The sequence below is a fragment of the Cronobacter malonaticus LMG 23826 genome (assembly GCF_001277215.2).
GTDB lineage: Bacteria > Pseudomonadota > Gammaproteobacteria > Enterobacterales > Enterobacteriaceae > Cronobacter > Cronobacter malonaticus.
Map to the genome: position 1 here is coordinate 1286219 of NZ_CP013940.1, position 25679 is coordinate 1311897.

The 25679-nt window shown below is 58.5% G+C and carries 26 protein-coding genes and 1 pseudogene; 17 read left to right on the top strand and 10 right to left on the bottom strand.

All coding sequences use genetic code 11. From position 1 onward, the window contains the following. From yeiB to mglC, 5 genes are all read left to right on the top strand, one after another. Nucleotides 1-1158 (top strand): DUF418 domain-containing protein YeiB, encoded by a 1158-nt coding sequence (gene yeiB / locus AFK66_RS06010; RefSeq protein WP_023898397.1) that lies wholly within the window; start codon nucleotides 1-3, stop codon nucleotides 1156-1158. Between the two features lie 155 nt (nucleotides 1159-1313). Next, complete coding sequence (gene galS, locus AFK66_RS06015; RefSeq protein ID WP_007776582.1) at nucleotides 1314-2339, top strand: HTH-type transcriptional regulator GalS; 1026 nt, start codon at nucleotides 1314-1316, stop codon at nucleotides 2337-2339. 283 nt (nucleotides 2340-2622) lie between these two features. Beyond that, on the top strand, nucleotides 2623-3621 hold the full coding sequence (gene mglB, locus AFK66_RS06020; RefSeq protein ID WP_007776580.1) for a galactose/glucose ABC transporter substrate-binding protein MglB: 999 nt from the start codon (nucleotides 2623-2625) through the stop codon (nucleotides 3619-3621). A gap of 81 nt (nucleotides 3622-3702) precedes the next feature. Continuing rightward, on the top strand, nucleotides 3703-5223 hold the full coding sequence (gene mglA / locus AFK66_RS06025; protein WP_007776574.1) for a galactose/methyl galactoside ABC transporter ATP-binding protein MglA: 1521 nt from the start codon (nucleotides 3703-3705) through the stop codon (nucleotides 5221-5223). A 15-nt stretch (nucleotides 5224-5238) separates the two neighbouring features. Further along, complete coding sequence (gene mglC, locus AFK66_RS06030) at nucleotides 5239-6249, top strand: galactose/methyl galactoside ABC transporter permease MglC (RefSeq protein ID WP_004387466.1); 1011 nt, start codon at nucleotides 5239-5241, stop codon at nucleotides 6247-6249. Between the two features lie 215 nt (nucleotides 6250-6464). Here mglC and sanA read toward each other — a convergent pair. The 4 genes and pseudogenes from sanA to AFK66_RS06050 all read right to left on the bottom strand — a co-directional run bounded on the left by sanA (nucleotide 6465) and on the right by AFK66_RS06050 (nucleotide 9409). After that, nucleotides 6465-7177, bottom strand: a pseudogene (sanA, locus tag AFK66_RS06035) (outer membrane permeability protein SanA). Between the two features lie 124 nt (nucleotides 7178-7301). Continuing rightward, nucleotides 7302-8186 carry a cytidine deaminase gene (cdd, locus tag AFK66_RS06040; RefSeq protein ID WP_007776555.1) on the bottom strand — a complete coding sequence of 295 codons (885 nt, stop codon included), beginning with the start codon at nucleotides 8184-8186 and terminating at the stop codon, nucleotides 7302-7304. A 129-nt stretch (nucleotides 8187-8315) separates the two neighbouring features. After that, on the bottom strand, nucleotides 8316-9011 hold the full coding sequence (locus AFK66_RS06045) for a CidB/LrgB family autolysis modulator (protein WP_007776554.1): 696 nt from the start codon (nucleotides 9009-9011) through the stop codon (nucleotides 8316-8318). After that, nucleotides 9008-9409: a CidA/LrgA family protein gene (locus tag AFK66_RS06050; RefSeq protein WP_007776553.1), complete on the bottom strand. Its 402-nt coding sequence runs from the start codon at nucleotides 9407-9409 to the stop codon at nucleotides 9008-9010. Before AFK66_RS06050 ends, AFK66_RS06045 begins: the two co-directional genes overlap by 4 nt. Before the next feature lie 253 nt (nucleotides 9410-9662). On the opposite strand from AFK66_RS06050, the gene AFK66_RS06055 reads away from it, so the two are divergent. The 3 genes from AFK66_RS06055 (at nucleotide 9663) to dusC (ending at nucleotide 11313) form a co-directional block, all read left to right on the top strand. Beyond that, entirely contained in the window at nucleotides 9663-10010 is a 348-nt protein-coding gene (locus tag AFK66_RS06055) for a type II toxin-antitoxin system RelE/ParE family toxin (RefSeq protein ID WP_007776552.1), read from the top strand. Beyond that, nucleotides 10011-10310, top strand: a complete 300-nt coding sequence (locus tag AFK66_RS06060; RefSeq protein ID WP_007776551.1) for a helix-turn-helix domain-containing protein — start codon at nucleotides 10011-10013, stop codon at nucleotides 10308-10310. Nucleotides 10311-10380: 70 nt separating this feature from the next. Further along, entirely contained in the window at nucleotides 10381-11313 is a 933-nt protein-coding gene (gene dusC, locus AFK66_RS06065; protein WP_007776525.1) for a tRNA dihydrouridine(16) synthase DusC, read from the top strand. 2 nt (nucleotides 11314-11315) lie between these two features. Here the strand turns inward: dusC and AFK66_RS06070 are convergent, their stop codons facing one another. Further along, complete coding sequence (locus AFK66_RS06070) at nucleotides 11316-12239, bottom strand: LysR family transcriptional regulator (protein WP_007776522.1); 924 nt, start codon at nucleotides 12237-12239, stop codon at nucleotides 11316-11318. Nucleotides 12240-12314: 75 nt separating this feature from the next. Here AFK66_RS06070 and AFK66_RS06075 point away from each other — a divergent pair, with 75 nt between their 5' ends. Further along, the gene (locus AFK66_RS06075; RefSeq protein WP_032983658.1) at nucleotides 12315-13271 is read left to right on the top strand and encodes an MBL fold metallo-hydrolase; all 957 of its coding nucleotides are present in this window, start codon (nucleotides 12315-12317) and stop codon (nucleotides 13269-13271) included. Nucleotides 13272-13307: 36 nt separating this feature from the next. Here the strand turns inward: AFK66_RS06075 and yohP are convergent, their stop codons facing one another. Then, entirely contained in the window at nucleotides 13308-13391 is an 84-nt protein-coding gene (gene yohP, locus AFK66_RS23225; RefSeq protein ID WP_000691708.1) for a small membrane protein YohP, read from the bottom strand. Between the two features lie 172 nt (nucleotides 13392-13563). Between yohP and AFK66_RS06080 the strand changes: the two genes are divergently transcribed. After that, nucleotides 13564-14337 (top strand): SDR family oxidoreductase, encoded by a 774-nt coding sequence (locus AFK66_RS06080; protein WP_007794933.1) that lies wholly within the window; start codon nucleotides 13564-13566, stop codon nucleotides 14335-14337. On the opposite strand, the gene AFK66_RS06085 is transcribed toward AFK66_RS06080, so the two are convergent. After that, the gene (locus AFK66_RS06085; RefSeq protein WP_032968930.1) at nucleotides 14334-14900 is read right to left on the bottom strand and encodes a DedA family protein; all 567 of its coding nucleotides are present in this window, start codon (nucleotides 14898-14900) and stop codon (nucleotides 14334-14336) included. The genes AFK66_RS06080 and AFK66_RS06085 overlap by 4 nt on opposite strands. A gap of 183 nt (nucleotides 14901-15083) precedes the next feature. Here AFK66_RS06085 and AFK66_RS06090 point away from each other — a divergent pair, with 183 nt between their 5' ends. After that, nucleotides 15084-15671 (top strand): Yip1 family protein, encoded by a 588-nt coding sequence (locus AFK66_RS06090; RefSeq protein ID WP_007776512.1) that lies wholly within the window; start codon nucleotides 15084-15086, stop codon nucleotides 15669-15671. Between the two features lie 166 nt (nucleotides 15672-15837). Continuing rightward, nucleotides 15838-16770, top strand: coding sequence for a D-alanyl-D-alanine endopeptidase (gene pbpG, locus AFK66_RS06095; RefSeq protein ID WP_004387795.1), 933 nt, complete (start codon nucleotides 15838-15840; stop codon nucleotides 16768-16770). A 1-nt stretch (nucleotide 16771) separates the two neighbouring features. Here pbpG and AFK66_RS06100 read toward each other — a convergent pair whose 3' ends face one another. After that, nucleotides 16772-17326 (bottom strand): GNAT family N-acetyltransferase, encoded by a 555-nt coding sequence (locus AFK66_RS06100; RefSeq protein ID WP_007776507.1) that lies wholly within the window; start codon nucleotides 17324-17326, stop codon nucleotides 16772-16774. 92 nt (nucleotides 17327-17418) lie between these two features. Next, complete coding sequence (gene dld, locus AFK66_RS06105; protein WP_032971230.1) at nucleotides 17419-19170, bottom strand: D-lactate dehydrogenase; 1752 nt, start codon at nucleotides 19168-19170, stop codon at nucleotides 17419-17421. A gap of 193 nt (nucleotides 19171-19363) precedes the next feature. Here dld and bglX point away from each other — a divergent pair, with 193 nt between their 5' ends. The 5 genes from bglX to AFK66_RS06130 all read left to right on the top strand — a co-directional run bounded on the left by bglX (nucleotide 19364) and on the right by AFK66_RS06130 (nucleotide 25571). Continuing rightward, nucleotides 19364-21661 carry a beta-glucosidase BglX gene (gene bglX / locus AFK66_RS06110; protein WP_007776503.1) on the top strand — a complete coding sequence of 766 codons (2298 nt, stop codon included), beginning with the start codon at nucleotides 19364-19366 and terminating at the stop codon, nucleotides 21659-21661. A 153-nt stretch (nucleotides 21662-21814) separates the two neighbouring features. Next, nucleotides 21815-22726, top strand: coding sequence for a glycine betaine ABC transporter substrate-binding protein OsmF (osmF, locus tag AFK66_RS06115; RefSeq protein ID WP_179944223.1), 912 nt, complete (start codon nucleotides 21815-21817; stop codon nucleotides 22724-22726). Nucleotides 22727-22755: 29 nt separating this feature from the next. Then, the gene (locus AFK66_RS06120) at nucleotides 22756-23913 is read left to right on the top strand and encodes an ABC transporter permease (RefSeq protein ID WP_071603009.1); all 1158 of its coding nucleotides are present in this window, start codon (nucleotides 22756-22758) and stop codon (nucleotides 23911-23913) included. Next, nucleotides 23906-24847 carry an ABC transporter ATP-binding protein gene (locus AFK66_RS06125; protein ID WP_023898407.1) on the top strand — a complete coding sequence of 314 codons (942 nt, stop codon included), beginning with the start codon at nucleotides 23906-23908 and terminating at the stop codon, nucleotides 24845-24847. The genes AFK66_RS06120 and AFK66_RS06125 overlap by 8 nt, the downstream gene beginning before the upstream one ends. Next, entirely contained in the window at nucleotides 24840-25571 is a 732-nt protein-coding gene (locus tag AFK66_RS06130; protein ID WP_007776493.1) for an ABC transporter permease, read from the top strand. The genes AFK66_RS06125 and AFK66_RS06130 overlap by 8 nt, the downstream gene beginning before the upstream one ends. Here AFK66_RS06130 and AFK66_RS22020 read toward each other — a convergent pair. Beyond that, entirely contained in the window at nucleotides 25549-25659 is a 111-nt protein-coding gene (locus tag AFK66_RS22020) for a protein YohO (protein ID WP_004388656.1), read from the bottom strand. The genes AFK66_RS06130 and AFK66_RS22020 overlap by 23 nt on opposite strands. Nucleotides 25660-25679: the final 20 nt, after the last annotated feature.

Genomic DNA, 25679 nt, shown 5'->3' on the forward strand with positions numbered 1-25679 from the left:
ATGACGAGAAATATCACCCTCGACGCGGTACGCGGCCTGGCAATACTCGGCATCCTTCTGCTCAACATTACCGCCTTTGGGCTTCCGAAGGCGGCTTATCTGAACCCCGCCTGGTATGGCGATATCACCTCCCGCGACGCCTGGACATGGGCGCTGCTCGATCTCTTCGCCCAGGTCAAATTCCTCACGCTGTTCGCGCTGCTGTTCGGGGCTGGTCTGCAAATGCTGCTGCCGCGCGGCAAACGCTGGATCCAGGCAAGGCTCACACTACTGGCGCTGCTCGGTTTTCTGCATGCGATTTTCATCTGGGATGGCGATATCCTGCTGGCTTATGGGCTGGTGGGACTTGTCTGCTGGCGCATGGTGCGCGACGCCCCGAGTGTGAAATCGCTGTTTAAAACCGGCGTGGTGCTTTATCTCATCGGGATTGCGGTGCTGCTGCTGCTCGGCATGATGTCCGGCGAGCACATGAGCCGCTCCTGGACGCCGCAGGCGGCCGATCTCTTCTATGAAAAATTCTGGCGTCTGGAAGGGGGAATGGAGGCCGTGCGCAGCCGGCTCGATCTGCTCTCTTCCATGCTGCTGGCGCTCGGCGCGCAATATGGCTGGCAGCTGGCGGGCATGATGCTGACCGGCGCGGCGCTGATGCGCAGCGGCTGGCTGCGCGGCGAATTCAGCCTGCGCCACTACCGGCGCACCGGTTTCGGGCTGGTGGCGCTGGGCGTGCTGATTAACCTGCCCGCGATAGTCGTTCAGTGGCAACTCGGCTGGGATTACCGCTGGTGCGCGTTTCTGCTTCAGGCGCCGCGCGAACTGGGCGCGCCGTTGCAGGCGCTCGGCTATACGGCGCTGGTTTTCGGCTACTGGCCGTGTCTGGCGCGCCTGAAACTGATGACCGCCGTAGCCTGCGTCGGGCGCATGGCGCTCACCAACTATCTGCTGCAAAGCCTGATCTGCACGATGCTCTTCAACCGCTTCGGCCTGTTTATGCAGTTTGACCGGCTCTCGCTGCTGGCGTTTGTTCCGGCGGTCTGGGCCGTAAACCTCGCGTTCTCCGTGCTCTGGCTGCGTTATTTCCGCCAGGGGCCGCTGGAGTGGCTATGGCGTCGTCTGACGCGCCTCGCCGCAGGCGCACCGCAATCCGTATCATCCAGATAACGATCTGGATCACAATCGTTAACAAATTGGATGTAACCGTTTCCAGCGCTGTGATGTGCTTCACGCAGCACATTCAGGCGCACTGCCAGAATAGCCACCTGACTTAACACAGGGGGTTTCTGTGAGACGCATTTCAGCTCTTCAGGGTGGTCGCCATGATCACCATTCGTGACGTTGCCCGTCTGGCAGGGGTTTCTGTCGCGACGGTCTCCCGCGTTCTCAATAACAGCGCGCTGGTCAGCCCGGAAACGCGTGAAACCGTCATGCAGGCGGTTACGCAGCTTGGCTACCGCCCGAACGCGAACGCCCAGGCGCTGGCCACCCAGGTCAGCGACACGATAGGCGTCGTGGTGATGGATGTCTCCGATCCCTTCTTCGGCGCGCTGGTAAAAGCCGTCGATGTCGTGGCGCAGCAGCACGGGAAATATGTGCTTATCGGCAACAGCTATCACGAGGCGGAAAAAGAGCGTCACGCCATTGAAGTGTTGATCCGCCAGCGTTGCAGCGCGCTTATCGTGCATGCCAAATCCCTTTGCGATGAAGAACTTGCCGCCTTTCTTGAACAGGTGCCTGGCATGGTGCTGATTAACCGCATCGTGCCGGGTTACGCGCATCGCTGCGTTGGTCTTGATAACGTCACCGGCGCGATGATGGCGACGCGGATGCTGCAAAGCAGCGGCCATCAGCGCATCGGCTATCTCGCCTCCAGCCACCAGATTGATGATAACGACAAGCGCCGCGAAGGGTGGCAACGGGCGCTGGCCGATGAAGGCGTTCAGCCCCCGGAGGCCTGGGTTGGCACCGGCAGCCCGGATATGCAGGGCGGGGAGGCGGCGATGGTGGAACTCTTAGGCCGCAATCTGCATCTCACCGCCGTGTTTGCTTACAACGACAGCATGGCGGCAGGCGCGCTGACGGCGCTGAAAGATAACGGCATTCTGGTGCCGCAGCATCTTTCAGTTATTGGTTTCGATGATATTCCGATCGCCCGTTACACCGATCCTCAACTGACGACCGTGCGTTATCCGGTGGTCTCCATGGCGCGGCTCGCCACAGAGCTGGCATTGCAGGGAGCCGCAGGAGAGCTGGATCCAACGGCCACCCACTGTTTTATGCCAACGCTGGTGCGACGCCATTCCGTGGCGGCGCGGCAAAATGTGGCCCCGATCACTAGTTTATAAACGAGCGTGATGTAACCGCTTTCAATCTGTGAGTAAATTCACAGTATATTAACATTGCGCTGACTATGATGACGGCGTCTCATGGGCCTGAAACATAATGTAACGGCGATTTAACACTGACGTTATCTGCCGCCCCTGAACGATAAAAAAGCTTTACTGGAAGCATTACCGAGCAAGGAAGAGTTTTTTATTAGTGAACTTCGGCATTCAGTAAGGTTTTTCTCCTTACCGTCCTGCCGCCCGTTTTTCACGATTGCTACCCTGCATAAAAACCGGAGATACCATGAATAAGAAGGTGTTGACCCTCTCTGCCGTTATGTCCTGCATGCTTTTTGGCACCGCGGCTCAGGCAGCCGACCGTATTGGCGTAACCATTTATAAATATGACGACAACTTTATGTCCGTCGTGCGCAAGGCAATTGAAAAAGACGCTTCTGCTTCGCCTGACGTTCAGCTGCTGATGAACGACTCCCAGAACGACCAGTCCAAGCAGAACGATCAGATTGACGTGCTGCTGGCGAAAGGCGTCAAATCTCTGGCGATCAACCTGGTTGACCCGGCCGCCGCAGGCACCGTTATTGAAAAAGCGCGCGGTCAGAACATCCCCATCGTGTTCTTCAACAAAGAGCCGTCCCGTAAAGCGCTGGACAGCTATGACAAAGCCTATTACGTAGGCACCGACTCCAAAGAATCCGGCATTATCCAGGGCGATCTGATTGCCAAACACTGGAAAGCCAACGCGGGCTGGGATCTGAACAAAGATGGTCAGATCCAGTATGTGCTGCTGAAAGGCGAACCGGGCCACCCGGATGCTGAAGCGCGTACCACTTACGTTATCAAAGAGCTGAACGACAAAGGCATCAAAACCCAGCAGTTACAGCTGGATACCGCGATGTGGGATACCGCTCAGGCGAAAGATAAAATGGACGCCTGGCTCTCCGGCCCGAACGCTAACAAAATCGAAGTGGTTATCGCGAACAACGACGCCATGGCGATGGGCGCGGTAGAAGCGCTGAAAGCGCACAACAAATCCTCCATTCCGGTCTTCGGCGTGGATGCGCTCCCTGAAGCGCTGGCGCTGGTGAAATCTGGCGCGCTGGCCGGTACCGTGCTGAACGATGCCAACAACCAGGCGAAAGCGACCTTTGACCTTGCTAAAAATCTGGCAGCCGGTAAAGGCGCGGCAGACGGCACTGACTGGAAAATTGAAAACAAAGTGGTGCGTATTCCTTACGTAGGTGTTGATAAAGACAACCTGGCGGAAATCACCAGCAAAAAATAATTGCAATGTATTTACGGGGCGCATTTTGCGCCCCCTTTAGCGTGCCATGCTCAGCCAACACACTCGCAGCCAGGTATAAATATGGTCAGCAATAATACGCAGTCGTCAGGCGAATACTTGTTGGAAATGACGAATATCAACAAGAGTTTTCCGGGCGTTAAGGCACTCGATAACGTTAATTTAAAAGTTCGTCCTCATTCTATTCATGCTCTGATGGGTGAGAATGGCGCGGGCAAATCAACGTTATTAAAATGTCTTTTCGGGATCTATCAAAAAGATTCCGGCAGTATTCTTTTCCAGGGGAAAGAAATTGATTTCCATTCGGCCAAAGAGGCGCTGGAGAATGGAATATCGATGGTGCATCAGGAATTAAACCTGGTATTACAACGTTCCGTGATGGATAACATGTGGCTTGGCCGTTATCCGACCAAAGGCGTGTTTGTTGACCAGGAAAAAATGTATCTTGATACCAAAGCGATTTTCGACGAGCTCGATATTGATATCGACCCTAAAGCTCGCGTGGGTACGCTTTCCGTATCGCAGATGCAGATGATTGAAATCGCCAAAGCGTTCTCCTACGACGCGAAAATCGTCATCATGGATGAACCGACATCTTCTCTGACCGAGAAAGAAGTCAATCACCTCTTTAAGATTATCCGCAAGCTGAAAGAGCGCGGCTGCGGTATTGTTTATATTTCCCACAAAATGGAAGAGATCTTCCAGCTGTGCGATGAAATCACTATCCTGCGCGACGGGCAGTGGATCGCCACCCAGTCGCTGGAAGGGCTGGATATGGATAAGATCATCGCCATGATGGTGGGCCGTTCGCTGAACCAGCGCTTCCCGGATCGTGAAAACAAACCCGGTGAAGTGATCCTGGAAGTGCGCAACCTGACCTCGCTACGCCAGCCTTCTATTCGCGATGTCTCCTTTGATTTGCATAAAGGCGAGATCCTGGGCATTGCCGGTCTGGTGGGCGCGAAGCGCACGGATATTGTGGAAACGTTATTTGGTATCCGCGAGAAATCTGGCGGTACCATTAGTCTGCACGGTAAAAAGATCAATAACCATAGCGCTAATGAAGCCATTAATAACGGCTTTGCGCTGGTGACCGAGGAGCGCCGCTCAACGGGGATCTACGCTTATCTGGATATCGGTTTTAACTCCCTGATTTCCAATATTCGCAACTACAAAAGCAAAATCGGCTTGCTGGATAATTCCCGCATGAAAAGCGATACCCAGTGGGTGATTGACTCTATGCGTGTTAAAACGCCGGGTCATCGCACACAAATTGGTTCGCTTTCCGGCGGTAACCAGCAGAAAGTGATTATCGGGCGCTGGCTGCTCACCCAGCCGGAAATATTAATGCTTGATGAGCCGACGCGCGGTATCGACGTAGGCGCTAAATTCGAAATCTACCAGCTTATTGCCGAACTGGCGAAAAAGGGTAAGGGGATCATTATTATCTCCTCCGAAATGCCTGAGCTGTTAGGGATAACTGACCGTATTCTGGTTATGAGCAATGGCCTCGTCTCCGGAATTGTTGACACCAAAACGACGACGCAAAATGAAATTCTGCGTCTTGCGTCTTTGCACCTTTAATATCAGGGGCTCCTCATGAGTGCGTTAAATAAGAAGAGTTTTCTCACTTATCTGAAAGAGGGCGGTATTTACGTCGTTCTTTTAGTGCTGCTGGCCATTATTATTTTCCAGGACCCGACGTTTTTAAGCCTGCTGAACTTAAGTAATATTCTGACCCAGTCATCGGTGCGTATTATTATCGCGCTCGGCGTGGCGGGGCTGATTGTCACCCAGGGGACCGACCTTTCCGCAGGGCGTCAGGTGGGCCTTGCGGCGGTGGTGGCCGCAACGCTGCTGCAATCGATGGAAAACGCCAACAAGGTGTTTCCGGAAATGGCGACCATGCCGATTGCGCTGGTGATCCTGATTGTTTGCGCCATCGGTGCCGTGATTGGTCTGGTGAACGGCATTATCATCGCGTACCTGAACGTGACGCCGTTTATTACCACGCTTGGCACGATGATTATCGTTTACGGTATCAACTCCCTGTATTACGACTTCGTGGGCGCGTCGCCGATTTCCGGCTTCGATTCCGGCTTCTCGACGTTTACGCAGGGGTTTGTGGCGCTCGGCGGCTTCAGGCTTTCCTACATTACGTTCTACGCGCTGATTGCCGTGGCGTTCGTCTGGATCCTGTGGAATAAAACCCGCTTTGGTAAAAACATTTTCGCTATCGGCGGCAACCCGGAAGCGGCGAAAGTCTCCGGCGTGAACGTGGCGCTGAACCTGCTGATGATTTATGCGCTCTCCGGCGTGTTCTACGCCTTCGGCGGGATGCTGGAAGCGGGCCGTATCGGTTCTGCCACCAACAACCTGGGCTTTATGTATGAGCTCGACGCCATCGCGGCGTGTGTGGTGGGCGGCGTCTCCTTCAGCGGCGGTGTGGGTACGGTGCTTGGCGTGGTGACCGGTGTGATTATCTTCACCGTTATCAACTACGGCCTGACCTATATCGGCATTAACCCGTACTGGCAGTACATCATCAAGGGCGCGATTATTATCTTCGCGGTTGCCCTGGATTCCCTGAAATACGCGCGTAAGAAATAAGCGCGGTTACACCAGAAAAGCCTCCGCCTGCGGGGGCTTTTTTTATGGGGCGGGGAAAGGGGGGAATGGCGGGTGCGCTACGCTTACCCGCCCTACGGTGAAGAAAGGAATTTGTAGGGTGGGTAAGCGCCAGCGCACCCACCACGTATAAAGATGAAAAGGAATTTACAGGGTGGGTAAGCGCAGCACACCCACCGCACCTGCCACCACGACGCTTACTTCTTCTTCTGCAATTCCAGCATCTGCTCGGGCGTCACGGCAGGGTAACCCTGCGCGTCGTCAGGCACTTCGTTAAGGGCGGGGATCGGCACCAGCGGGCCGAGAAAACGCGGTTCGCGCTTAAAGATATAGAGATCCGCCAGCGCCCCTAAACGCGCGCCAAACTCACGCACGCGCACCGACAGCATGTTTTTCGGCGACGGCACGGCGTAACACTGCGCCTGAATGCCCATATGCAGCGCGATAAACAGCGCGCGCTCGCAATGGAAACGCTGGGTAATAATGATGAAATCGTTGGTATCAAACACCCGACGGGTGCGGACGATAGAATCGAGCGTGCGAAAGCCCGCGTAATCCAGCACGATATCCGCCGGATCAACGCCTGCGGCAATCAAATCCTTGCGCATCGTCATCGGCTCGTTATAGCTCTGCTGGGCATTACGCCACTCAACAGCAGGTAATTCACCTTGCCGCTGTTATAGGCGTTCAGCGCGCCCTGAATGCGGTAGCGGTAATACTGATTAATCACGCCGGTGCGATAATATTTGGCGGTGCCGAGCACGACACCTACCTGACGCCACGGTAAGTCCTGTAGCTCGTCATAGACGTAAGGCGCGGTTTTCCAGCTGATCCAGCGGTCGAGCAGCAGCGCCGTTAACAGCAATACGCCAATCAGGGCCAGCAGGCTGTATAACAAACGCTTTAACATTCAGGCAGCTCGAAGCAATAAGGAAAGAGACTCAAGGCTACTTTACCCGCCGGGCAAGAGCAAGAATCGAACGACCGGTTGAAGCATTTTTCGCCGCTGCGGGCAGGGCGCCCGCAGCGTTATTTCAGGCAAGCGTAACGAGTTCAAGGCCGGTGAAGCCCAGCGCCTTCAGCGTCGCGGCAGTAGCGTCCCGCTGAACAATCGTTGCATCGTCACGTTCGGCAAGCGCGACGCGCTTGATATCCGCCCACGCGTAACCGTTAAGGCTCAGCAGGTTCAGCGCGGCCTGCAGCGGCGGCAGGGAAGGGTTGAACGCCGCGTTCTCGGCATAGCTGCCGGTAAAGACTGTGCCGTCGCGGGTTTCAATGGCCAACCCGGAAGGGGACTGGCTGTAGGGCGCATGGCTGCGGTTGGCTGCCGCAATTGCAGCCTGCGTCAGCGCGTCGCCTTTCAGCGCATAGCCATGATTTTCTGTATCGAAAATCAGCGTTTTGATATCAAGATCGCGCGGGCCGAACGCGTCCGGCAGGTAATCGCCAAGCTGTGAAGGCGCGCGTCCAGGCAGGTTAATGCGAAGCGTCAGCCCGCTGTTAAGCTCGTTCATAAACTGACGGCAGTGGCCGCACGGCGTGTAGTTAACGGTAATCGCCGCAAGGCCGGTTTCGCCTCGCATCCAGGCGTGGGTGATGGCGCTCTGCTCGGCGTGAATCGTCTGCTGCATCGCCGCGCCGCGAAACTCCATATTACCGCCGAAATAGAGATTGCCGCTAAGACCACGGGCCACCGCGCCTACATTAAAGTGCGAAATCTCCGTCTGCGCGCAGGCAGCGGCTAAAGGCAGCAACGCAAACGCCAGCGCGTCGTCATCCAGCCCGCTCTGGCGGCGAATGTCAGCGACCTGTTCGGCGCTCAGCATCGCCGGAAAATGAGTATCAGCAATCAGTGGAGCCAGAGCGGCCTGTAGTGCCGCCGGCAGCTGTGCGAAGGCAGTTTCAAAACGTGGGTGCATGGCAAAGCCTCAAAAGAAGTAACAGGAAAAATAGTTTACGGCGCTCCTGAGGCTTTATATGTGATTTAGATCTCGCTGGCTATGCAACAAATGAAATTTAGAATGAAAATGCGCGACATATCGCAAGTTTTAGCGCCATATCGCCAGGATAATCGGGAACAGGAACGGGGCGACCAGCGACGTAATAATCCCGCAAATCACCAGCGCCAGCGAACTGAACGCGCCTTCCTGATAGTCCAGCTCCGCACAGCGCGCCGTTCCGAGGGCGTGCGAAGCAGTGCCCATCGCCAGCCCGCGCGCGGATTTGGTTTTTATCCGCATTATATTCAGCAGCGTATGGCCAAACACCGCACCGAGAATCCCGACGAAAATCACACACACGGCGCTGATAGCAGGGATGCCGCCGAGGCTTCCACCTACGGCCATCGCGATCGGCGTGGTAACGGATTTCGGCAGGACTGACGCCGCGATTTCCGGGCTGGCACCCATCAGCAGCGCAACGGAAGTGCCGGTGACCATCGCCACCACGCTGCCAGCGAAACAAATCGTGATAATTGACTTCCAGCGCGCGCGGATTTGGTGCAGTTGTTCATACAGCGGGAACGCCAGCGCCACCACGGCGGGTTGCAGCAAATCATTCAGAATGCGGCTGCCCTGGAAATAGCGCTCATAAGGAATATGAGCCAGCATCAGAAACGGGATCAGCACCACCATGCAGACCAGCAGCGGATTAAGCAGCGGGCTTTTGAGCCGCGCGGCAAGCTTGCGGGCCGCGAAAAACACCAGCAGCGTCAGCGGCAGCGACCACCAGATATTCTGCATCATTTTTCACTGCTCCTTTCCTGGCCCACCACTTTGCGCTCGCCGTGCGCGAGATGCGCACTCCAGCTCACCACCATAAACACTACCAGCGTGCTGATAAAGCAGGAGACCACCACCGGGCCAAACTGCGCCTGCAACACGTCGAAATATTGCATCACGCCAATGCCCACCGGCACGAACAGCAGCGCCATATAGCGGATCAGCAGATTACAGGCGGGCTGTACCCATTTCGCAGGCAGGATCTGAAACGCCAGCAGCACAAAAAGAATCAGCATGCCGATGATGCTGCCGGGGATCGTAATCGGCAGCAGCGCGGCGATCGCGATGCCTGCGTAGAGGCAGGCGTAAATCAAAATAAAAGCGCGTACCAGTTGCCAGAGAGAAGTCAGCATTGTGCTCATAGGAGGTCACCTTTAAACCGAACGCATTCATCATACAATTAAAATGAAAACTGTGCTACCGATCACAGGAGCCAGTTCAGCATACCTAAACTTTCGAGCCGCCGCTCAGGTTCGCAGTAAGCCTTTCCGGGCCGCAAAAATTTTTGGCGCAGCGTTACGCAAACCAGTAATGATCCTGTTGAAGCTATAGATTACAATCTATAAAACGCTCCTTGCCGTTCACGGTAGTCGCTAACGAACAGGGAGGAGCGCCATGTGGACTATTTACCTCACACACGAGTTTGAGTGCTGGCTCGCGAGGCAGCCGCAGCCGTTGCAGGAAGATGTGCTGGCGGCGCTGGGGCTTTTGAAAATCAAAGGCCCGCACCTCGGGCATCCGTATGCCGATACGCTCAAAGGCTCGCGTCACGCAGGCATGAAGGAATTACGGGTTCAGCACGCCGGGGGGCCCATACGTGCCTTTTACGCTTTTGATCCGCACCGTTACGCCATTGTGCTGTGCGCGGCAGAGAAAAAGGGCGATGAAAAGCGCTTTTACCGGGTCATGCTGCGCGTCGCTAACAAACTGTTTAGCCATTATCTGAACCACCGGGAGGTATAGATGAAGACGTTTGATGAGGTGCTGGCGGCGCAGACGCCGGAGGCCCGCGCGCGTATTGAAGAGAAAACGGCGCAGCTGCTGCTGGAAACCCACCTTTATGCGCTGCGCGAGGCGCTCAGCGTGTCGCAAACCGAGATGGCGCGCCAGATGGGTATCGCACAACCGTCGGTCGCGGCTATTGAACAGCGCGGCAACGAGATGAAAATCTCGACGCTGAAGCGCTATGTCGAAGCTCTGGGCGGCACGGTGCGGCTGGATGTCGAGCTGCCGGACGGCCAGCGTTTCGGTTTTACGCTCTGAGCGCGCTCGCGCATTCCTTTCACGGCGGCGAGGCGCTACCATAGCGCCTCTTTTTTTAGCGGGTAGCGTTATGCGTGTTTTACTGGCGCCGATGGAAGGCGTGCTTGATTCTCTGGTGCGTGAACTGCTCACCGGGGTGAATGATTACGATCTCTGCATCACCGAGTTTCTGCGCGTGGTGGACAGCCTCCTGCCGGTGAAATCGTTTTATAAACTCTGCCCGGAACTCCATAACGAGAGCCGCACGCCGTCCGGTACGCAGGTGCGTGTGCAACTGCTCGGCCAGCATCCGCAGTGGCTTGCCGAAAACGCCGCCCGCGCGGTGGAGCTTGGCTCTTGGGGCGTTGATCTTAACTGCGGCTGCCCGTCGAAGCTTGTGAACGGCAGCGGCGGCGGCGCGACGTTGCTGAAAGACCCGGATCTTATCTATCGCGGTGCGAAAGCGATGCGCGAAGCTGTACCCGCGCATCTGCCGGTCACGGTGAAAATTCGTCTCGGCTGGGACAGCGGCGCGCGGCGTTTTGAAATCGCGGATGCCGTCCAGCAGGCGGGCGCGACGGAGCTGGTGGTACACGGGCGCACCAAAGAAGATGGCTATAAAGCCGAGCGGATTAACTGGGCGGCGATTGGCGAAATCCGCGAGCGCCTGACGATCCCGGTTATCGCCAACGGTGAAATCTGGGATTACGCCAGCGCGCAGGCGTGCATGGCAGAGACGGGCTGTGACGCCGTCATGATAGGCCGCGGCGCGCTTAACGTGCCGAACTTAAGCCGCGTGATTAAATATAACGAGCCGCGTATGCCCTGGCCGGACGTGGTGCAACTGCTGCAACAGTACACCCGGCTTGAGAAACAGGGCGATACGGGCATGTACCATGTGGCGCGCATCAAGCAGTGGCTCGGTTATCTGCGCAAAGAGTACGCCGAGGCGTCCGAACTCTTCAGCGAGATCCGCGCGTTAACCACCTCGGCGGCCATCGCTGAAGCCATCAACCGCCACTGACGCTATTCGCCGTTCGCTACCAGCCGCTGAATAAATCCGCGTAACCACATCAACGCCGGATCGCTGTTATGGCGCTGATGCCAGAGCAGCGCCACCTCAAACGGCGGCACGTCGAGCGGCACCGGGCTTGCCGAAAGCCCCCAGGCCGTTTGCCACATATCACACAGCCCGGTGGGCACGGTCGCGAGCGCGGGCATCTGCATCAGAAGGCCCGGCAGGCCCGCGAAATGCGGCGTGGTGTAGCAAATGCTGCGGCGCGCTCCCTGGCGAGCCAGCAACGTATCAATGAGGCTGCTGGTCGCTTCGCGGTAAGTCACCATCAGGTGCGGTTCGCGCACGTAATCCTCAAGCGTCAGCGGGGCGGTGAGGCTGAGCTGCGAAGGGTGCCAGAGCGTCACAAACGGCATGCTCACTAACACGTCGCGCTCCTGCCAGCGTGGCCCGGCCTGCGCCACACTTATCGCCATATCCAGCTCGCCTTCCTCCAGACGGCGCGGATCGCTAAACGGTGAGCTTGCCACCACATTGAGCCGCACGCCGGGCGCGGCCTCGCGCAGTGCCGGGATCAGCTGCGGCATCAGCCACATCTCCACCCAGTCGGTCATGCCAAGCGTGATGGTGGCGCTCGCCTGCTGCGGATGAAATTCGGCCTGCTGGAACAGCGCCGACTGAAGCTGCTCCAGCAGCGGCATCAGCTCGCCATGCAGGGCGACGGCGCGCGCGGTCGGCTGCATCCGGTGGCCGCTGCGAATAAACAGCGGATCGTCGAACATATCGCGCAGGCGCGCGAGCGCGCCGCTGACCGCCGGCTGCCCGAGATGCAGTTTATCGGCCGCGAGCGACACGCTCTGCTCACGAAACAGCACGGCGAAAGCGATGAGCAGATTAAGGTCGATTTTGCGGAAATCGTTTTCTTTGATAGTCATTATGGCTCCAATCAATTGGAGTGATACTAGTGCGGCGTGGATACTTCAGCAAGATAAATCACCTGGAGAAACACCATGAAAACTGCTGCGACTTTAATGACGCTTTTCACTGTCGCGCTGGCCGCGCCGCTCGGCGCGGCTCCGATGGCCGTCAACAGCGCCCAGGCACCGGGTTATTACCGCATGATGCTTGGCGACTGGCAGATAACGGCCGTCTCTGACGGCACCGTGACCATTCCCGCCGACAAACTCCTGACCCGCATCACGCCTGACAATCTCAAAACGCGCCTTGCCGATGACGCGCTGACGCCGCAGGTCGAAACCTCCATTAACGCCTACGTTATTAACACTGGCGATAAACTCATCCTGGTGGACAGCGGCGCGGGCGCGTTACTTGGGAATAACGGCGGCCATCTGCCGGAAAACCTGCGCGCCGCCGGTATCGACCCGTCGCAAATCGACATGGTTTTGCTGACGCACGTTCACGCCGACCACTCCGGCGGCGTGCAGCGCGACGGTAAACCGGTGTTCCCGAACGCCACCGTGCGGGTGGACCAGCGCGACCTCGATTTCTGGCTCAACCCGGCGCATGAAAATGAAGTCGAAGCCAGCCAGCGCCATACGTTTGCGGAATCGGAACGGTCGCTGCGCCCGGTCATCAGCGCCGGAAAGCTGAACGCGTTCCGCGCGCCCGCGCAAATGATGCCCGGCATTGAAGCGCTGCCCGCGCCCGGCCACACGCCCGGCAGCGTTATCTACAAAGTGACCCGAAGCGGTGAAACGCTATTACTGTGGGGCGATATCATCCATGTGAAAGCGGTGCAGATGCCGCAGCCGAAAGTGGCGATTCATTTTGATGTCAATCAGGACGAGGCGGTGGCCATGCGGGAGAAAACGCTGAAAATGGCGGCGCAGAGCAACGCCTGGGTGGCATCGGCGCATATCGCGTTTCCGGGTATCGGCAAGATAAAAGCGCAGGGAGAGGGGTATCGCTGGGTGCCGGTCAACTACAGCAGCCACGGCGCGAAATAGCGTAAAGGGCGCCGCGGACAGGCGGCGCCCGGTACATCAAAAGATCATTTTAAATACGCCCGTCACCACTAACAGCCCAATCAGAAAAATAATCAGTACCGCCCACAGAATGATTTTCATCACTTACTCCTTATTGTCTTTGCGGGATCTCGTTGATCCATGAAGGTAATTATCAGTATAGAAGCTCCTGCGAAGGCGGCAGAAAAAAGTGAGGGAAGCGTTTTCGCCCACCGGGCGCTGATTTTTCAGGCCTCGCTATACTTAACGCTTTAACGCAACTCCCGGAGGCACCATGAGTTCTGCAAACAAAGTGGCGATCGTCACCGCGTCAGATTCAGGCATCGGCAAGAAGTGTGCGGTTTTTCTCGCAAGGCAAGGGTTCGATATCGGCATTACCTGGCACAGTGACGATAAAGGCGCGAAGGAGACTGCGCAGGAAGTGGAAAGCCTGGGTCGGCGCGCTGAACTTATCCAGCTCAACCTCAGCCATCTGCCGGAGGGCGCGAACGCCATTCAGCAGCTTATCGACCGCTTCGGGCGTATCGACGCGCTGGTGAATAACGCGGGCGCGATGATCAAAAAGCCGTTTCTGGAGATGACCTTCGACGAGTGGCGCAGCATTCAGACGGTGGATGTGGACGGCGCGTTTCTCTGCTCGCAAATCGCGGCCAAAGCGATGGTGAAACAGGGGCAGGGCGGGCGCATTGTGAATATCACCTCGGTGCATGAACACACGCCGCTGCCGGAGGCGAGCGCCTACACCGCCGCCAAACACGCGCTCGGCGGGCTGACCAAATCGATGGCGCTGGAGCTGGTGGAGCATAACATTCTGGTGAACGCCGTCGCGCCTGGCGCTATCGCCACGCCGATGAACGACATGGACGAGGGCGACGCGAAACCCGGCTCGATGCCGAATATCCCGATAGCGCGCCCCGGCGAAACCGATGAGATAGCCAGCATCGTCGCGTGGCTCTGCTCAGAGGGGGCCACGTACACCACCGGCCAGTCGTTTATCATCGACGGCGGCTTTACGCTTGCCAACCCGCAGTTTAAGCCGAAGGCTTAATCCTCTCTGCTGCTGCGTTTACGCCACAGCCAGCGCAGCAGCAGCACAATGCCCACCGCCAGTACGACCCACACCAGCTGTTTCAGATGATGATCGAGGCGATGCAGCCACGGCTCTATCACCTGGCCGCCCACGTAACCGATCGTGGTAAAGAGCGTCGCCCAGACCAGCGCCCCGAGGATATTCAGCGGCACAAAGAGCTTCGGCGGGACGCGGCTCGCGCCAATTAACAGCGGGCCGATAATACGAAAACCATACATAAAGCGGGTGCCGATGACAAACCACGCCGGGTGGCGCTGGATAAGCGCCTGCGCGCGGCCTATCTGCTTCTGCTTGCCGGAAAACCTCGCCAGCGCCCGGGTGCCGAACCGGCGGCCCACCAGATACAGCGCCTGGTCGCCTATCATGCCGCCGAGCGCCACCACCAGCACCACCAGCGGAAAGCGCAGCAGCCCTTCATGCGCGGCCACGCCGCCCAGCAGCGTGACGGTTTCCCCTTCGGCAAGGCTGCCCAGTAACAACGTCACATAACCGTACCGCTCAATCAGGTTATTGATATCCATAAATTCCACTTACTCCCGTTTGTCAGGCTTTCTTCGCGCTACGCGCGAAACCGAAAGTATAACGCGCTCGCCACGCCCTGCGCGCGCAACAGGCGACCTGTTTTTGTGCTGTTTACTTTTTAATCTACAGGGCTGAATTATACTTACAGTACCCGTTCCGGGCGGTCTGAGTCAGGGGGCGTTATGAACCATGTCTGGGGGCTTTTGTCCCATCCTTTCCGTGAAATGCAGGTGATTCGCCACGAAAACGAAACCGTGACGCATCACTATACCCACCACGTACTCATCATGGCGGCCATTCCCGTGCTGTGCGCGTTTATCGGCACCACCCAGATTGGCTGGGATTTCGGCGACGGCAACGTCGTGAAGCTGTCGCTCTTTACCGGTTTCTATCTGGCGGTACTGTTTTATGCGCTGATGCTGGCAGGCGTCGCGGTGATGGGGCGGGTTATCTGGTGGATGGCGCGTGATTATCCGCGTCGGCCGTCGCTCGCGGGCTGTATGGTGTTCGCGGGCTATGTGGCGACGCCGCTCTTTTTAAGCGGCGTGGTGGCGCTCTATCCGCTGGTGTGGCTCTGCGCGCTGGTGGGAACGCTGGCACTGCTCTACACCGGTTATCTGCTGTATGTCGGCATTCCGGCGTTTCTCAATATTAATCAGGAAGAAGGGCTGCGCTTTTCCGGCTCGACGCTCGCCATCGGCGTGCTGTTGCTGGAGGTGCTGCTGGCGCTGACGGTCCTGCTGTGGGGCTACGGTTATCGTCTCTTCTGACGTGTGCCGCCGGTGTAAAAACCGGCGGCGCTGCGCCCGGCGCAGAATCTTCTGTAGCGAGAAATGCGAAGGCCGGAGTATCATGCCCGCGCCAGCCATCAATAGCTTTCACCGTTGGTGGCGGTGCGTTTAATTACGCGCGTGAATTCTTTTCCGAACTTTCGCCATGCCGACAAAAATTCGTCTTTCCCTGTTAAGTCTCGCGCTGCTGCTGGCCGCGCCGCTTTCCGCTCCGGCGCTGGCCGCCGCGAAAGCCGCCGCGTCGCCGCTTGCCGCCGCTGAGCCGCAAATTGCCTCCGGCAGCGCCATGATTGTCGATCTGCGCACCAACGAAGTGCTGTTCTCAAGCCACCCGGATCTGGTGCGTCCGATAGCGTCAATTACCAAAGTGATGACCGCGATGGTGGTGCTCGACGCCAGCCTGCCGCTGGATGAGATGCTGACGGTGGATATCAGCCATACGCCGGAGATGAAAGGGATCTATTCGCGGGTGCGTTTAAACAGCCAGATCAGCCGTAAAAATATGCTGCTGCTGGCGCTGATGTCGTCGGAAAACCGCGCGGCGGCAAGCCTCGCGCACCATTATCCGGGCGGCTATGACGCGTTTATCCGCGCCATGAACGCCAAAGCGAAAGCGCTCGGCATGCGCAATACGCATTTTGTGGAGCCGACAGGGCTTTCCATCCACAACGTCTCGACCGCACGCGATCTCACGAAGCTGTTAATCGCGACCAAACAGTATCCGCTGATTGGCCAGCTCAGCACCACGCGTGAAGAGATGGCGACGTTTTCGAATCCGACGTACACGCTGCCGTTCCGTAACACCAACCATCTGGTTTACCGCGATAACTGGAATATCCAGCTGACCAAAACCGGCTTTACCAACGCGGCGGGGCACTGCCTGATGATGCGCACGCTGATTAAAAACCGTCCGGTGACGCTGGTGGTGATGGACGCCTTCGGCAAATATACCCACTTTGCCGACGCCAGCCGCCTGCGCACCTGGCTTGAAACCGGCAAGGTGCAACCGGTGCCTGAAGCGGCGCTGAGCTATAAGCGCCAGAAAGCGGCGCAAATGGCGAATAACAGCGTCGAATAAGCTATTCCGGCAGCGTCCAGTCTCCCTGGTTGAGCGGACGCTGCATAATCAGCGTGTCGCGCCAGCCGCCGAATTTAAACCCGACGCTGCGCAAACTGCCCACCACTTCAAACCCCAGCAGCCGGTGCAGACGCGTCGAGCCGCGATTATTCTCGCCATCGCCAATCACCGCCATTAGCTGACGCCACGGGCCTTGCTCGCAGCGCTCAATAAGAGCGTGTAACAGACGGCTACCTATACCGCGCCCGACCATGCTGGCATCGATATAAATCGATTCTTCGAGGGTATAGCGATACGTAGGGCGCGCACGCCAGGGCGAGGCGTAACAGTAGCCGACCACAATGCCGTCCATCTCCGCCACAAGCCAGGGCAAGCCCTGCGATGTGACGGCACTGACGCGCGCGGTCATCTCATCAAGCGTCGGGGGCGTTTCTTCAAAGGAGGCGCGGCCGTGTTCGACATGCCAGCCATAAATGGCGCGAATGGCGTCGATATCCCCCGGCGTAACGTCACGAATCGCGGCTTTTGTCGCCGTGAGATTTTCCACAACAGCCATACCTGTATCCTCAAAAGACATGCCGCCGGAGGGCTCCGGCGGCATGGAGGATATATTATGCCTGTGCTTAAAAAGAAAACAGCCTGCCAGAATCAGCGGGCGGTCTGCTCCCCTGGCGTTTGTGCGATCCCGTCCGGTTCACCCCAGTATTTCTGCTTTGAGGTTTTGCCGATGCCGGGGTTCATGCTGTTAGTCGGGTCATTGGCCTTATAAAACTGTTTTAAGCTCTCAGGCGCTTCGTAGAGATGGCCGACGTTATGCTCCGCCGGGTATTGCGCGCCGCGCTCGCGCAGCAGCGCCAGCATCTCTTCTTTTAGCGCATGGACATCCACGCCTTTTTTAACGATGTAATCCTGGTGGAACACATGGCAGAAGAAGTGGCCGTAATAGAGCTTGTGCACCAGTTTGCTGTCAATTTCCGGCGGCAGATGCTCGAACCACTCGGTGTCGTTGCGCCGCAGCGCGATATCGAGCGCCAGAATATCTTCCACCTCGTCAGCGTGAACCGCGTGATAACGCACCGCCGCGCCCGCCGCAGCAAAGCGGTGTAGAAACGCTTTGCTGCCTTCTTCCGCCGTACAGGCGAAGAAATCGCCTTCGGCCTCTTTAAAGAAGCTCGTCAGCCAGCTGCGCGCTTCTTCAATGCCGTCGCCCGCCATTTTCAGCAGCAGGTGATGCTCATATTTATCGCGCCAGCTTTTCATGCGCGGCGGCAAATGACCGGGGAAAAGCCCACTCAGTTTTTGCATCATGCGGTCGGTAAAGTGCGGTTTAACAAACGGCACTTTCTCAAGCCAGGCGTCGGTGCGGCCTTTGGTGGTAAAGAAGAACGGCATTTTGTCGGTGCCGAGCTTATTGATCATCAGGAACGTATCTTTCCCGTAGCGCTCGGCGATGTCGTAGATATCGCGGTGCATATACTCACCTGCGACCGGCAGGCTTTCAAAATTGGCGAGAATATGGCGGCGGATTCGGGTCAGTACGTCCGGCTGGTTGGTGCCGATATAAAACACCTCCTGGCGTTTTTCGGCTTCGAAAGTATCAAGACGCACCGCGAACACCGCGAGCTTACCGGCGCAGCCGGAGGCTTCAAAGAGCCGCTCCGGGTTGGCGTTGTAGCGCGCCGGGCTGTCGGCGTCGATATCGCGCACGCGCTCGATGTAATGACGGTCGGAGGCCTGGCGTTCGTCGTGGCGCACGGCGGTCGGATCAATGCGGTCATCATCAAGGCGGCCCAGGATCTGCTCCGGCGTCTGGCCGAGATCGATGCCCAGATGGTTCACCAGACGCAGCCGCCCGGTGTCGTCTATCTGCGCGAACAGCGCCATTTCGGTATAAGCGGGGCCGCGGTGCACCAGCGCGCCGCCGGAGTTATTACAGATACCGCCCATCACCGACGCGCCGATGCAGGAGGAGCCAATCACCGAGTGCGGCTCGCGGCCAAGCGGCTTGAGCGCGCGCTCCAGCTGCCAGAGCGTGGTGCCGGGATAAGCGAGGATCTGTTCGCCGTTATCCAGCAGGTGCAGCTTATCGAGGCGCAGCGTGCTGATGATGATAATGTCGCGATCGTAGTCGTTGCCGTTCGGCGTCGAGCCTTCCGTCAGGCCGGTGTTAGCCGCCTGCATCAGAATGATTTTGTCGGCGGCGACGCAAATTTCCAGCACGCGCCATAATTCCAGCAGCGTGCCGGGAAAAACGACGGCCAGCGCCTCGCCCTGGCCTGAGCGAAAGCCTTTGCGGTAACGGGCGGTTTTGGCCGGGTCGGTGAGAAGATGGCTGGCGCCGGTAATGCGGGTCAGCTCCGCGATAACCTCATGGTTACCGGAGGTTGGTGTCAGGATCATGTTCCACTCCTTGTGGCAGAGAAAACGCACGTCTCTAAGCATAGCCGCGAATTTCGCGACGAGTCCGAAAAGGTTGAAAAATCAGCGTATAAACTTGCGTTTGGCTTCTTCCCTGCTAAGGCTTATGGCACACTGCACACCTTATTCTTTGTGGCGGCAACGTTGCGGCTGCGTCTAAAAGAGAGTTAATCCTATGAAATGGCTTTGTTCTGTGGGTATGGCCGTGAGCCTTGCGCTGCAACCGGCCCTGGCGTCTGAACCGTTTGGCGAGCATCCGCTGACGCCCGAAGCGCGGGATGCGTTTGTCACCGATTTACTCAAAAAAATGACGGTCGATGAGAAAATCGGCCAGCTGCGTCTGATTAGCGTCGGGCCGGATAACCCGAAAGAAGCGATTCGGGACATGATCAAAGAAGGTCAGGTCGGCGCGATTTTCAACACCGTGACCCGCCCGGATATCCGCGCGATGCAGGATCAGGTGATGCAGTTAAGCCGCCTGAAAATTCCGCTGTTTTTCGCCTACGACGTGCTGCACGGCCAGCGCACCATTTTCCCGAACAGCCTCGGGCTCGCCTCCTCGTTTAACCTCGACGCGGTAAAAACCGTGGGCCGCGTGTCGGCATATGAAGCCGCCGACGACGGTCTGAACATGACCTGGGCGCCGATGGTGGACGTCACGCGCGACCCGCGCTGGGGCCGTGGTTCGGAAGGGTTCGGTGAAGATACTTATCTCACCAGCATGATGGGCAAAACGATGGTTGAGTCGATGCAGGGCAAAAGCCCGGCGGATCGCTACTCGGTGATGACCAGCGTGAAACACTTCGCCGCTTACGGCGCGGTGGAGGGTGGCAAAGAGTACAACACTGTTGATATGAGCTCTCAGCGTCTTTTCAACGACTACATGCCGCCATACAAAGAGGCGCTCGATGCGGGCAGCGGCGGCGTGATGATTGCGCTCAACTCCCTAAACGGTACGCCGGCGGCGTCCGATGGCTGGCTGCTGAAAGACTTGCTGCGCGGCGACTGGGGCTTTAAAGGCATCACCATTTCTGACCACGGCGCGATTAAAGAGCTGATTAAACACGGTACGGCGTCCGACCCGGAAGACGCGGTTCGCGTGGCGATCAAATCCGGCGTCGATATGAGTATGGCGGATGAGTACTACAGCAAATACCTGCCGAATCTTATCAAGAGCGGCAAAGTCACCATGGCAGAGCTTGATGACGCCACGCGTCACGTGCTGAACGTCAAATATGACATGGGGCTGTTTAACGATCCGTACAGCCATCTGGGACCGAAAGACTCCGACCCGCAAGACACCAACGCCGAAAGCCGTCTGCACCGCGACGACGCGCGTAAAGTGGCGCGCGAAAGCCTGGTGCTGCTGAAAAACCGTCTGGAGACGCTGCCGCTGAAAAAATCCGGCACCATCGCAGTGGTGGGGCCGCTCGCTGACAGCAAGCGCGACATGATGGGCAGCTGGTCTGCCGCAGGTGTGGCCGATCAGTCCGTCACGCTGCTGCAGGGTATGAAAAATGTCGCGGGCGATAAGGCCAAAATCCTCTACGCCAAAGGCGCTAACGTCACCGACGATAAGGGCATCGTAGACTTCCTGAATCTCTACGAGCCGGCGGTGGTGGTGGATAAACGCACGCCGAAAGAGATGATCGACGAGGCGGTAAACGTCGCGAAGCAGTCTGACGTGGTCGTGGCGGTCGTGGGTGAAGCGCAGGGCATGGCGCATGAGGCGTCCAGCCGTACCGATCTCACCATTCCGCAGAGTCAGCGCGACCTTATCAGCGCGCTGAAAGCGACCGGTAAACCGCTGGTGCTGGTGCTGATGAACGGTCGTCCGCTGGCGCTGGTGAAAGAAGACCAGCAGGCCGATGCGATTCTGGAGACCTGGTTTGCCGGGACCGAAGGCGGTAACGCCATCGCCGACGTGCTGTTTGGCGACTACAACCCGTCAGGCAAGCTGCCAATCTCCTTCCCGCGCTCGGTCGGGCAGATCCCGGTGTACTACAGCCACCTCAACACGGGCCGTCCGTACAACCCGGAAAAACCAAACAAATACACCTCGCGCTACTTTGACGAAGCCAACGGCCCGCTCTATCCGTTCGGTTACGGCCTGAGCTACACCACGTTCAGCGTTTCCGACGTGAAGCTCTCATCACCGACCATGAAGCGTGACGGCAAAGTGACCGCCAGCGTAACGGTGACCAACACCGGCAAGCGCGAAGGTGCTACCGCAGTGCAGATGTATCTCCAGGACGTCACGGCCTCTATGAGCCGTCCGGTGAAACAGCTGCGCGGCTTTGAGAAAATCACGCTGAAACCGGGCGAAAGCCAGACTGTCAGCTTCCCGATCGATATCGACGCGCTGAAATTCTGGAACCAGCGCATGAAATATGACGCGGAGCCTGGCAAATTCAACGTCTTCATCGGGCTGGATTCCGCCCGCGTGAAGCAGGGCGAATTCGAACTGCTGTAAGCGGTTGTCGATTGTCAGAGGGCCGGGAAACCGGCCCTTTTTTATGCTCATCGCCCGTTAAAAAATGCCATTTCCCGTCTTTTCCCTTTCCCCCTGAGATTTATCAACTACGCTTTTCTCTTAAGCCCTTAGCGAAGCGGATAAAAGAGGAAAATCATGAGGCTAAAACTCTGGAGCGCGGCAGGCCTGGTACTGCTGGCGGCAGGCGCGCAGGCGGCCGAGCCGGTGAAAGTGGGCTCGAAAATCGACACCGAAGGCGCGCTGCTTGGCAACGTGATTCTGCAGGTGCTGGAAAGCCACGGCGTGAAAACGGTCAACAAAATCCAGCTGGGCACCACGCCAGTCGTGCGCGGGGCGATCACCTCTGGCGAGCTGGATATCTACCCGGAATACACCGGCAACGGGGCGTTTTTCTTTAAGCAGGAGAACGATCCTGCGTGGAAGAACGCGCAGCAGGGCTATGAGAAAGTCAAAAAGCTCGACGCCGAACAGAACAAGCTTATCTGGCTGACGCCTGCGGCGGCGAACAACACCTGGACTATCGCGGTGCGTCAGGACCTGGCGCAGAAGAACAAGCTGACCTCGCTTGCCGACCTCAGCCGCTATCTGAAAGAGGGCGGGACGTTCAAACTCGCCGCCTCGGCGGAGTTTATCGAGCGCCCGGACGCGCTGCCGGCCTTTGAAAAAGCCTACCAGTTTAAACTTAACCAGGACCAGATGCTGTCGCTCGCGGGTGGTGACACCGCGGTGACTATCAAAGCGGCGGCCCAGCAGACCTCCGGCGTTAACGCCGCGATGGCCTATGGCACCGATGGCCCGGTGGCGGCGCTCGGCCTGCAAACGCTCACCGATCCGAAAGGCGTGCAGCCGGTTTACGCGCCCGCGCCGGTCGTGCGCGAAGCCGTGCTGAAAGCCTACCCGGAGATGCCGCAGTGGTTTGAGCCGGTCTTTAAGACGCTGGATGAGAAAACGCTTCAGGAGCTGAACGCGCAGATCGCAGTAGAAGGGCTGGATGCCGGTAAAGTGGCGTCACAGTGGCTTAAAGAAAAAGGACTGGTGAAATAACGCCTCCGGCGTTTGCCTCGGGACACGTTTTGTCAATCAGATGCCATAACCGGGTGCTGGTGCTGCTGGCGATCCTGCTGGCCGCCGCCGCCCTGTTGCCCTTTTTAAATTACGCGCCGAACCGGCTGGTCTCCGGCGCGCCGCTCGGTCTCTCCGGGCTTTTCCCTGCCGCCGCGCCCGCGTTATGGGCGCTGCCGGTCTTGCTCTGTTTACTCGCTTTTGTCCCCGGAAAACCGGGCGCGCTGCTGATTCTGATGGCGGCGCAGGCGCTCTTTATCATGCTGCTTTTTGTGACGGGCGCAGAGGCGGCGCGGCTTGCCGAAACCGGCAGTCGTCTGGCGCGCACCTCGCCCGGCAGCGGGCTGTGGCTGATGCTCGCGGTCTCCTTACTTGCCGCCAGCGACGCCATCGGCAGGCTGACGCGCCAGCCGCTCTGGCGCTGGCTTCTACAGGCGCAGATCTGGATTGCGCCGCTCTGGCTTTTGCTGAGCGGTCATTTTGATGCGCTGTCGCTGCTTAAAGAGTACGCCAACCGACAGACGGTATTTGATGACGCCACCGCGCGCCACCTGACGCTGCTTTTCGGCACGCTGGCACCTGCGGTCGTCATTGGTTTGCCGCTCGGCATTTTGTGTCACCGACGCCCGCGCTGGCAGCCGGGACTGTTCGCTGCGCTCAATATTATTCAGACTGTGCCGTCTGTGGCGCTCTTTGGTCTGCTGATGGCCCCGCTTGCCGGGCTCGCGCAGGCGTTTCCGGCGCTCGGCGCGTTGGGCATTTCCGGCACCGGGCTTGCGCCTGCGCTGATCGCGCTCACGCTTTACGCGCTGCTGCCGCTGGTGCGCGGCGTGGTGGCGGGGCTCGGGCAGGTGCCCGACGCGGTGCGTGAAAGCGCCCGCGGAGTGGGGATGTCCGCCTGGCAGCGCTTCTGGCATGTCGACGTACCGCTGGCGCTGCCCGTCTGGCTGCGCAGCCTGCGGGTGGTGGCAGTGCAGACAGTCGGTATGGCGGTGGTGGCCGCGCTGATTGGCGCAGGCGGTTTCGGGGCGCTGGTTTTTCAGGGGTTGCTTAGCAGCGCGCTCGATCTGGTGCTGCTCGGCGTTATCCCGGTCGTGGCGCTGGCGGTGGTGCTGGACGCGCTGTTTACGCTCGCCATCGGCGCGCTGGAGGCAAAAAGAAATGATTGAATTTAAGCAGGTCAGCAAGTTTTACAACGGCGGCGCGGCGGTAAAAGCGTTAAACCTGAGATTTGCCGAAGGCGCATTCTCGGTGCTTATCGGCACCTCCGGCTCCGGCAAATCCACCACGCTCAAAATGATTAACCGGCTGGTGGAGCACGACGAGGGCGAAATTCGCTTCGCGGGCGAGGAGATCCGCCAGTTTTCGCCCGAAGCGCTGCGCCGGCGCATGGGCTATGCGATCCAGTCGGTCGGGCTGTTTCCGCACTGGACGGTGGCGCAAAACGTCGCCACGGTGCCGCAGCTGCTGAAGTGGCCGAAGGCGCGCATACAGGCGCGGGTGGATGAACTGCTCGCGCTGCTTGGGCTCGCGCCTGACGCATTTCGCGACCGCTACCCGCATCAGCTCTCCGGCGGGCAGCAGCAGCGCGTCGGCGTGGCGCGCGCGCTGGCGGCCGACCCGGAAGTGTTGCTGATGGACGAGCCGTTCGGCGCGCTCGACCCGGTCACTCGCAGCGCGCTGCAACAGGAGATGCGCCGCATTCATCAACTGCTCGGGCGCACCATTGTGCTGGTGACGCACGATATCGACGAGGCGCTGGGGCTGGCTGAGCATCTGGTGCTGATGGATAACGGCGAAGTGGTGCAGCAGGGCACGCCGCTGGCGCTGCTCACCGCGCCGCGCAATGACTTCGTGCGTGACTTTTTCGGGCGCAGCGAGCTTGGCGTGCGGCTGTTGTCGCTTAAACAGGTAGGGGAGTTTATCGAGCCGGGCATGGCCGACGGCGCACCAGTGGCGGAAACCATAACGCTGCGTGAGGCGATGTCGGTGTTTGTTGAACGCCAGTGCGAGGCGCTGTCAGTGGTGGATACAAACGGCGCGCACCGCGGCGTACTGCGCTTTCGCCATCTGGTGAATCAGCGGGAGGCGCGGGGTGAGTAGACTGCGCGATCCGCTGCTCTGGCTGGCGCTGCTGTTTGTCGCGCTGCTGCTGGCGATGCCGCACAGCGAAGGACTGTTCCACTGGCTGTTTCCGGGGCTGGCGCGCCCGGTCTATCTTCAGGAGAGCTTTGTCGCGCTGACGCTTTCGCATCTCGGGCTGGTGGCGGCGGCAGGCGCGGTGTCGGTCGCCTGCGGCGTCGCGGTGGGGATTGCGGTGACGCGTCCGTGGGGGCGCGAGTTTCGCGCGCTTGCCGAAACGCTCGCCGCCGCCGGGCAGACGTTCCCACCGGTGGCGGTTTTGGCGATTGCGGTGCCGGTGATGGGCTTCGGGCGCGAGCCTGCAATTGTCGCGCTTATTCTTTATGGCCTGTTGCCGGTGTTGCAGGGCACGCTCGCGGGCTTAAGCGCAGTGCCGGAGGACGTGAAAGAGGTGGCGCGAGGCGTCGGCATGAGCCGCGCTCAGATCCTACGCAAAGTCGAGTTGCCGCTGGCGTCGGGAGTAATACTGGCAGGGATACGCACGTCGGTGATTATTAATATCGGCACCGCCACCATTGCCTCCACCGTAGGAGCCAGCACGCTCGGCACCCCGATTATCATCGGCCTGAGTGGGTTTAACACGGCGTATGTGATTCAGGGTGCGGTGCTGGTGGCGCTGGCGGCGGTCCTGGTGGACCGGCTCTTTGAGCGCCTGGCGCGGGTTATGAACCGGAATGCAGGATAACGGTGTAGCCGGCCAGCATAACGCCGCCGATACCGCCGATGGCCATCAGGACCATGCCGGTGATAAGCCCGATTCTGACAAATTTCATGCGTTGCTCCTTATGTTAAC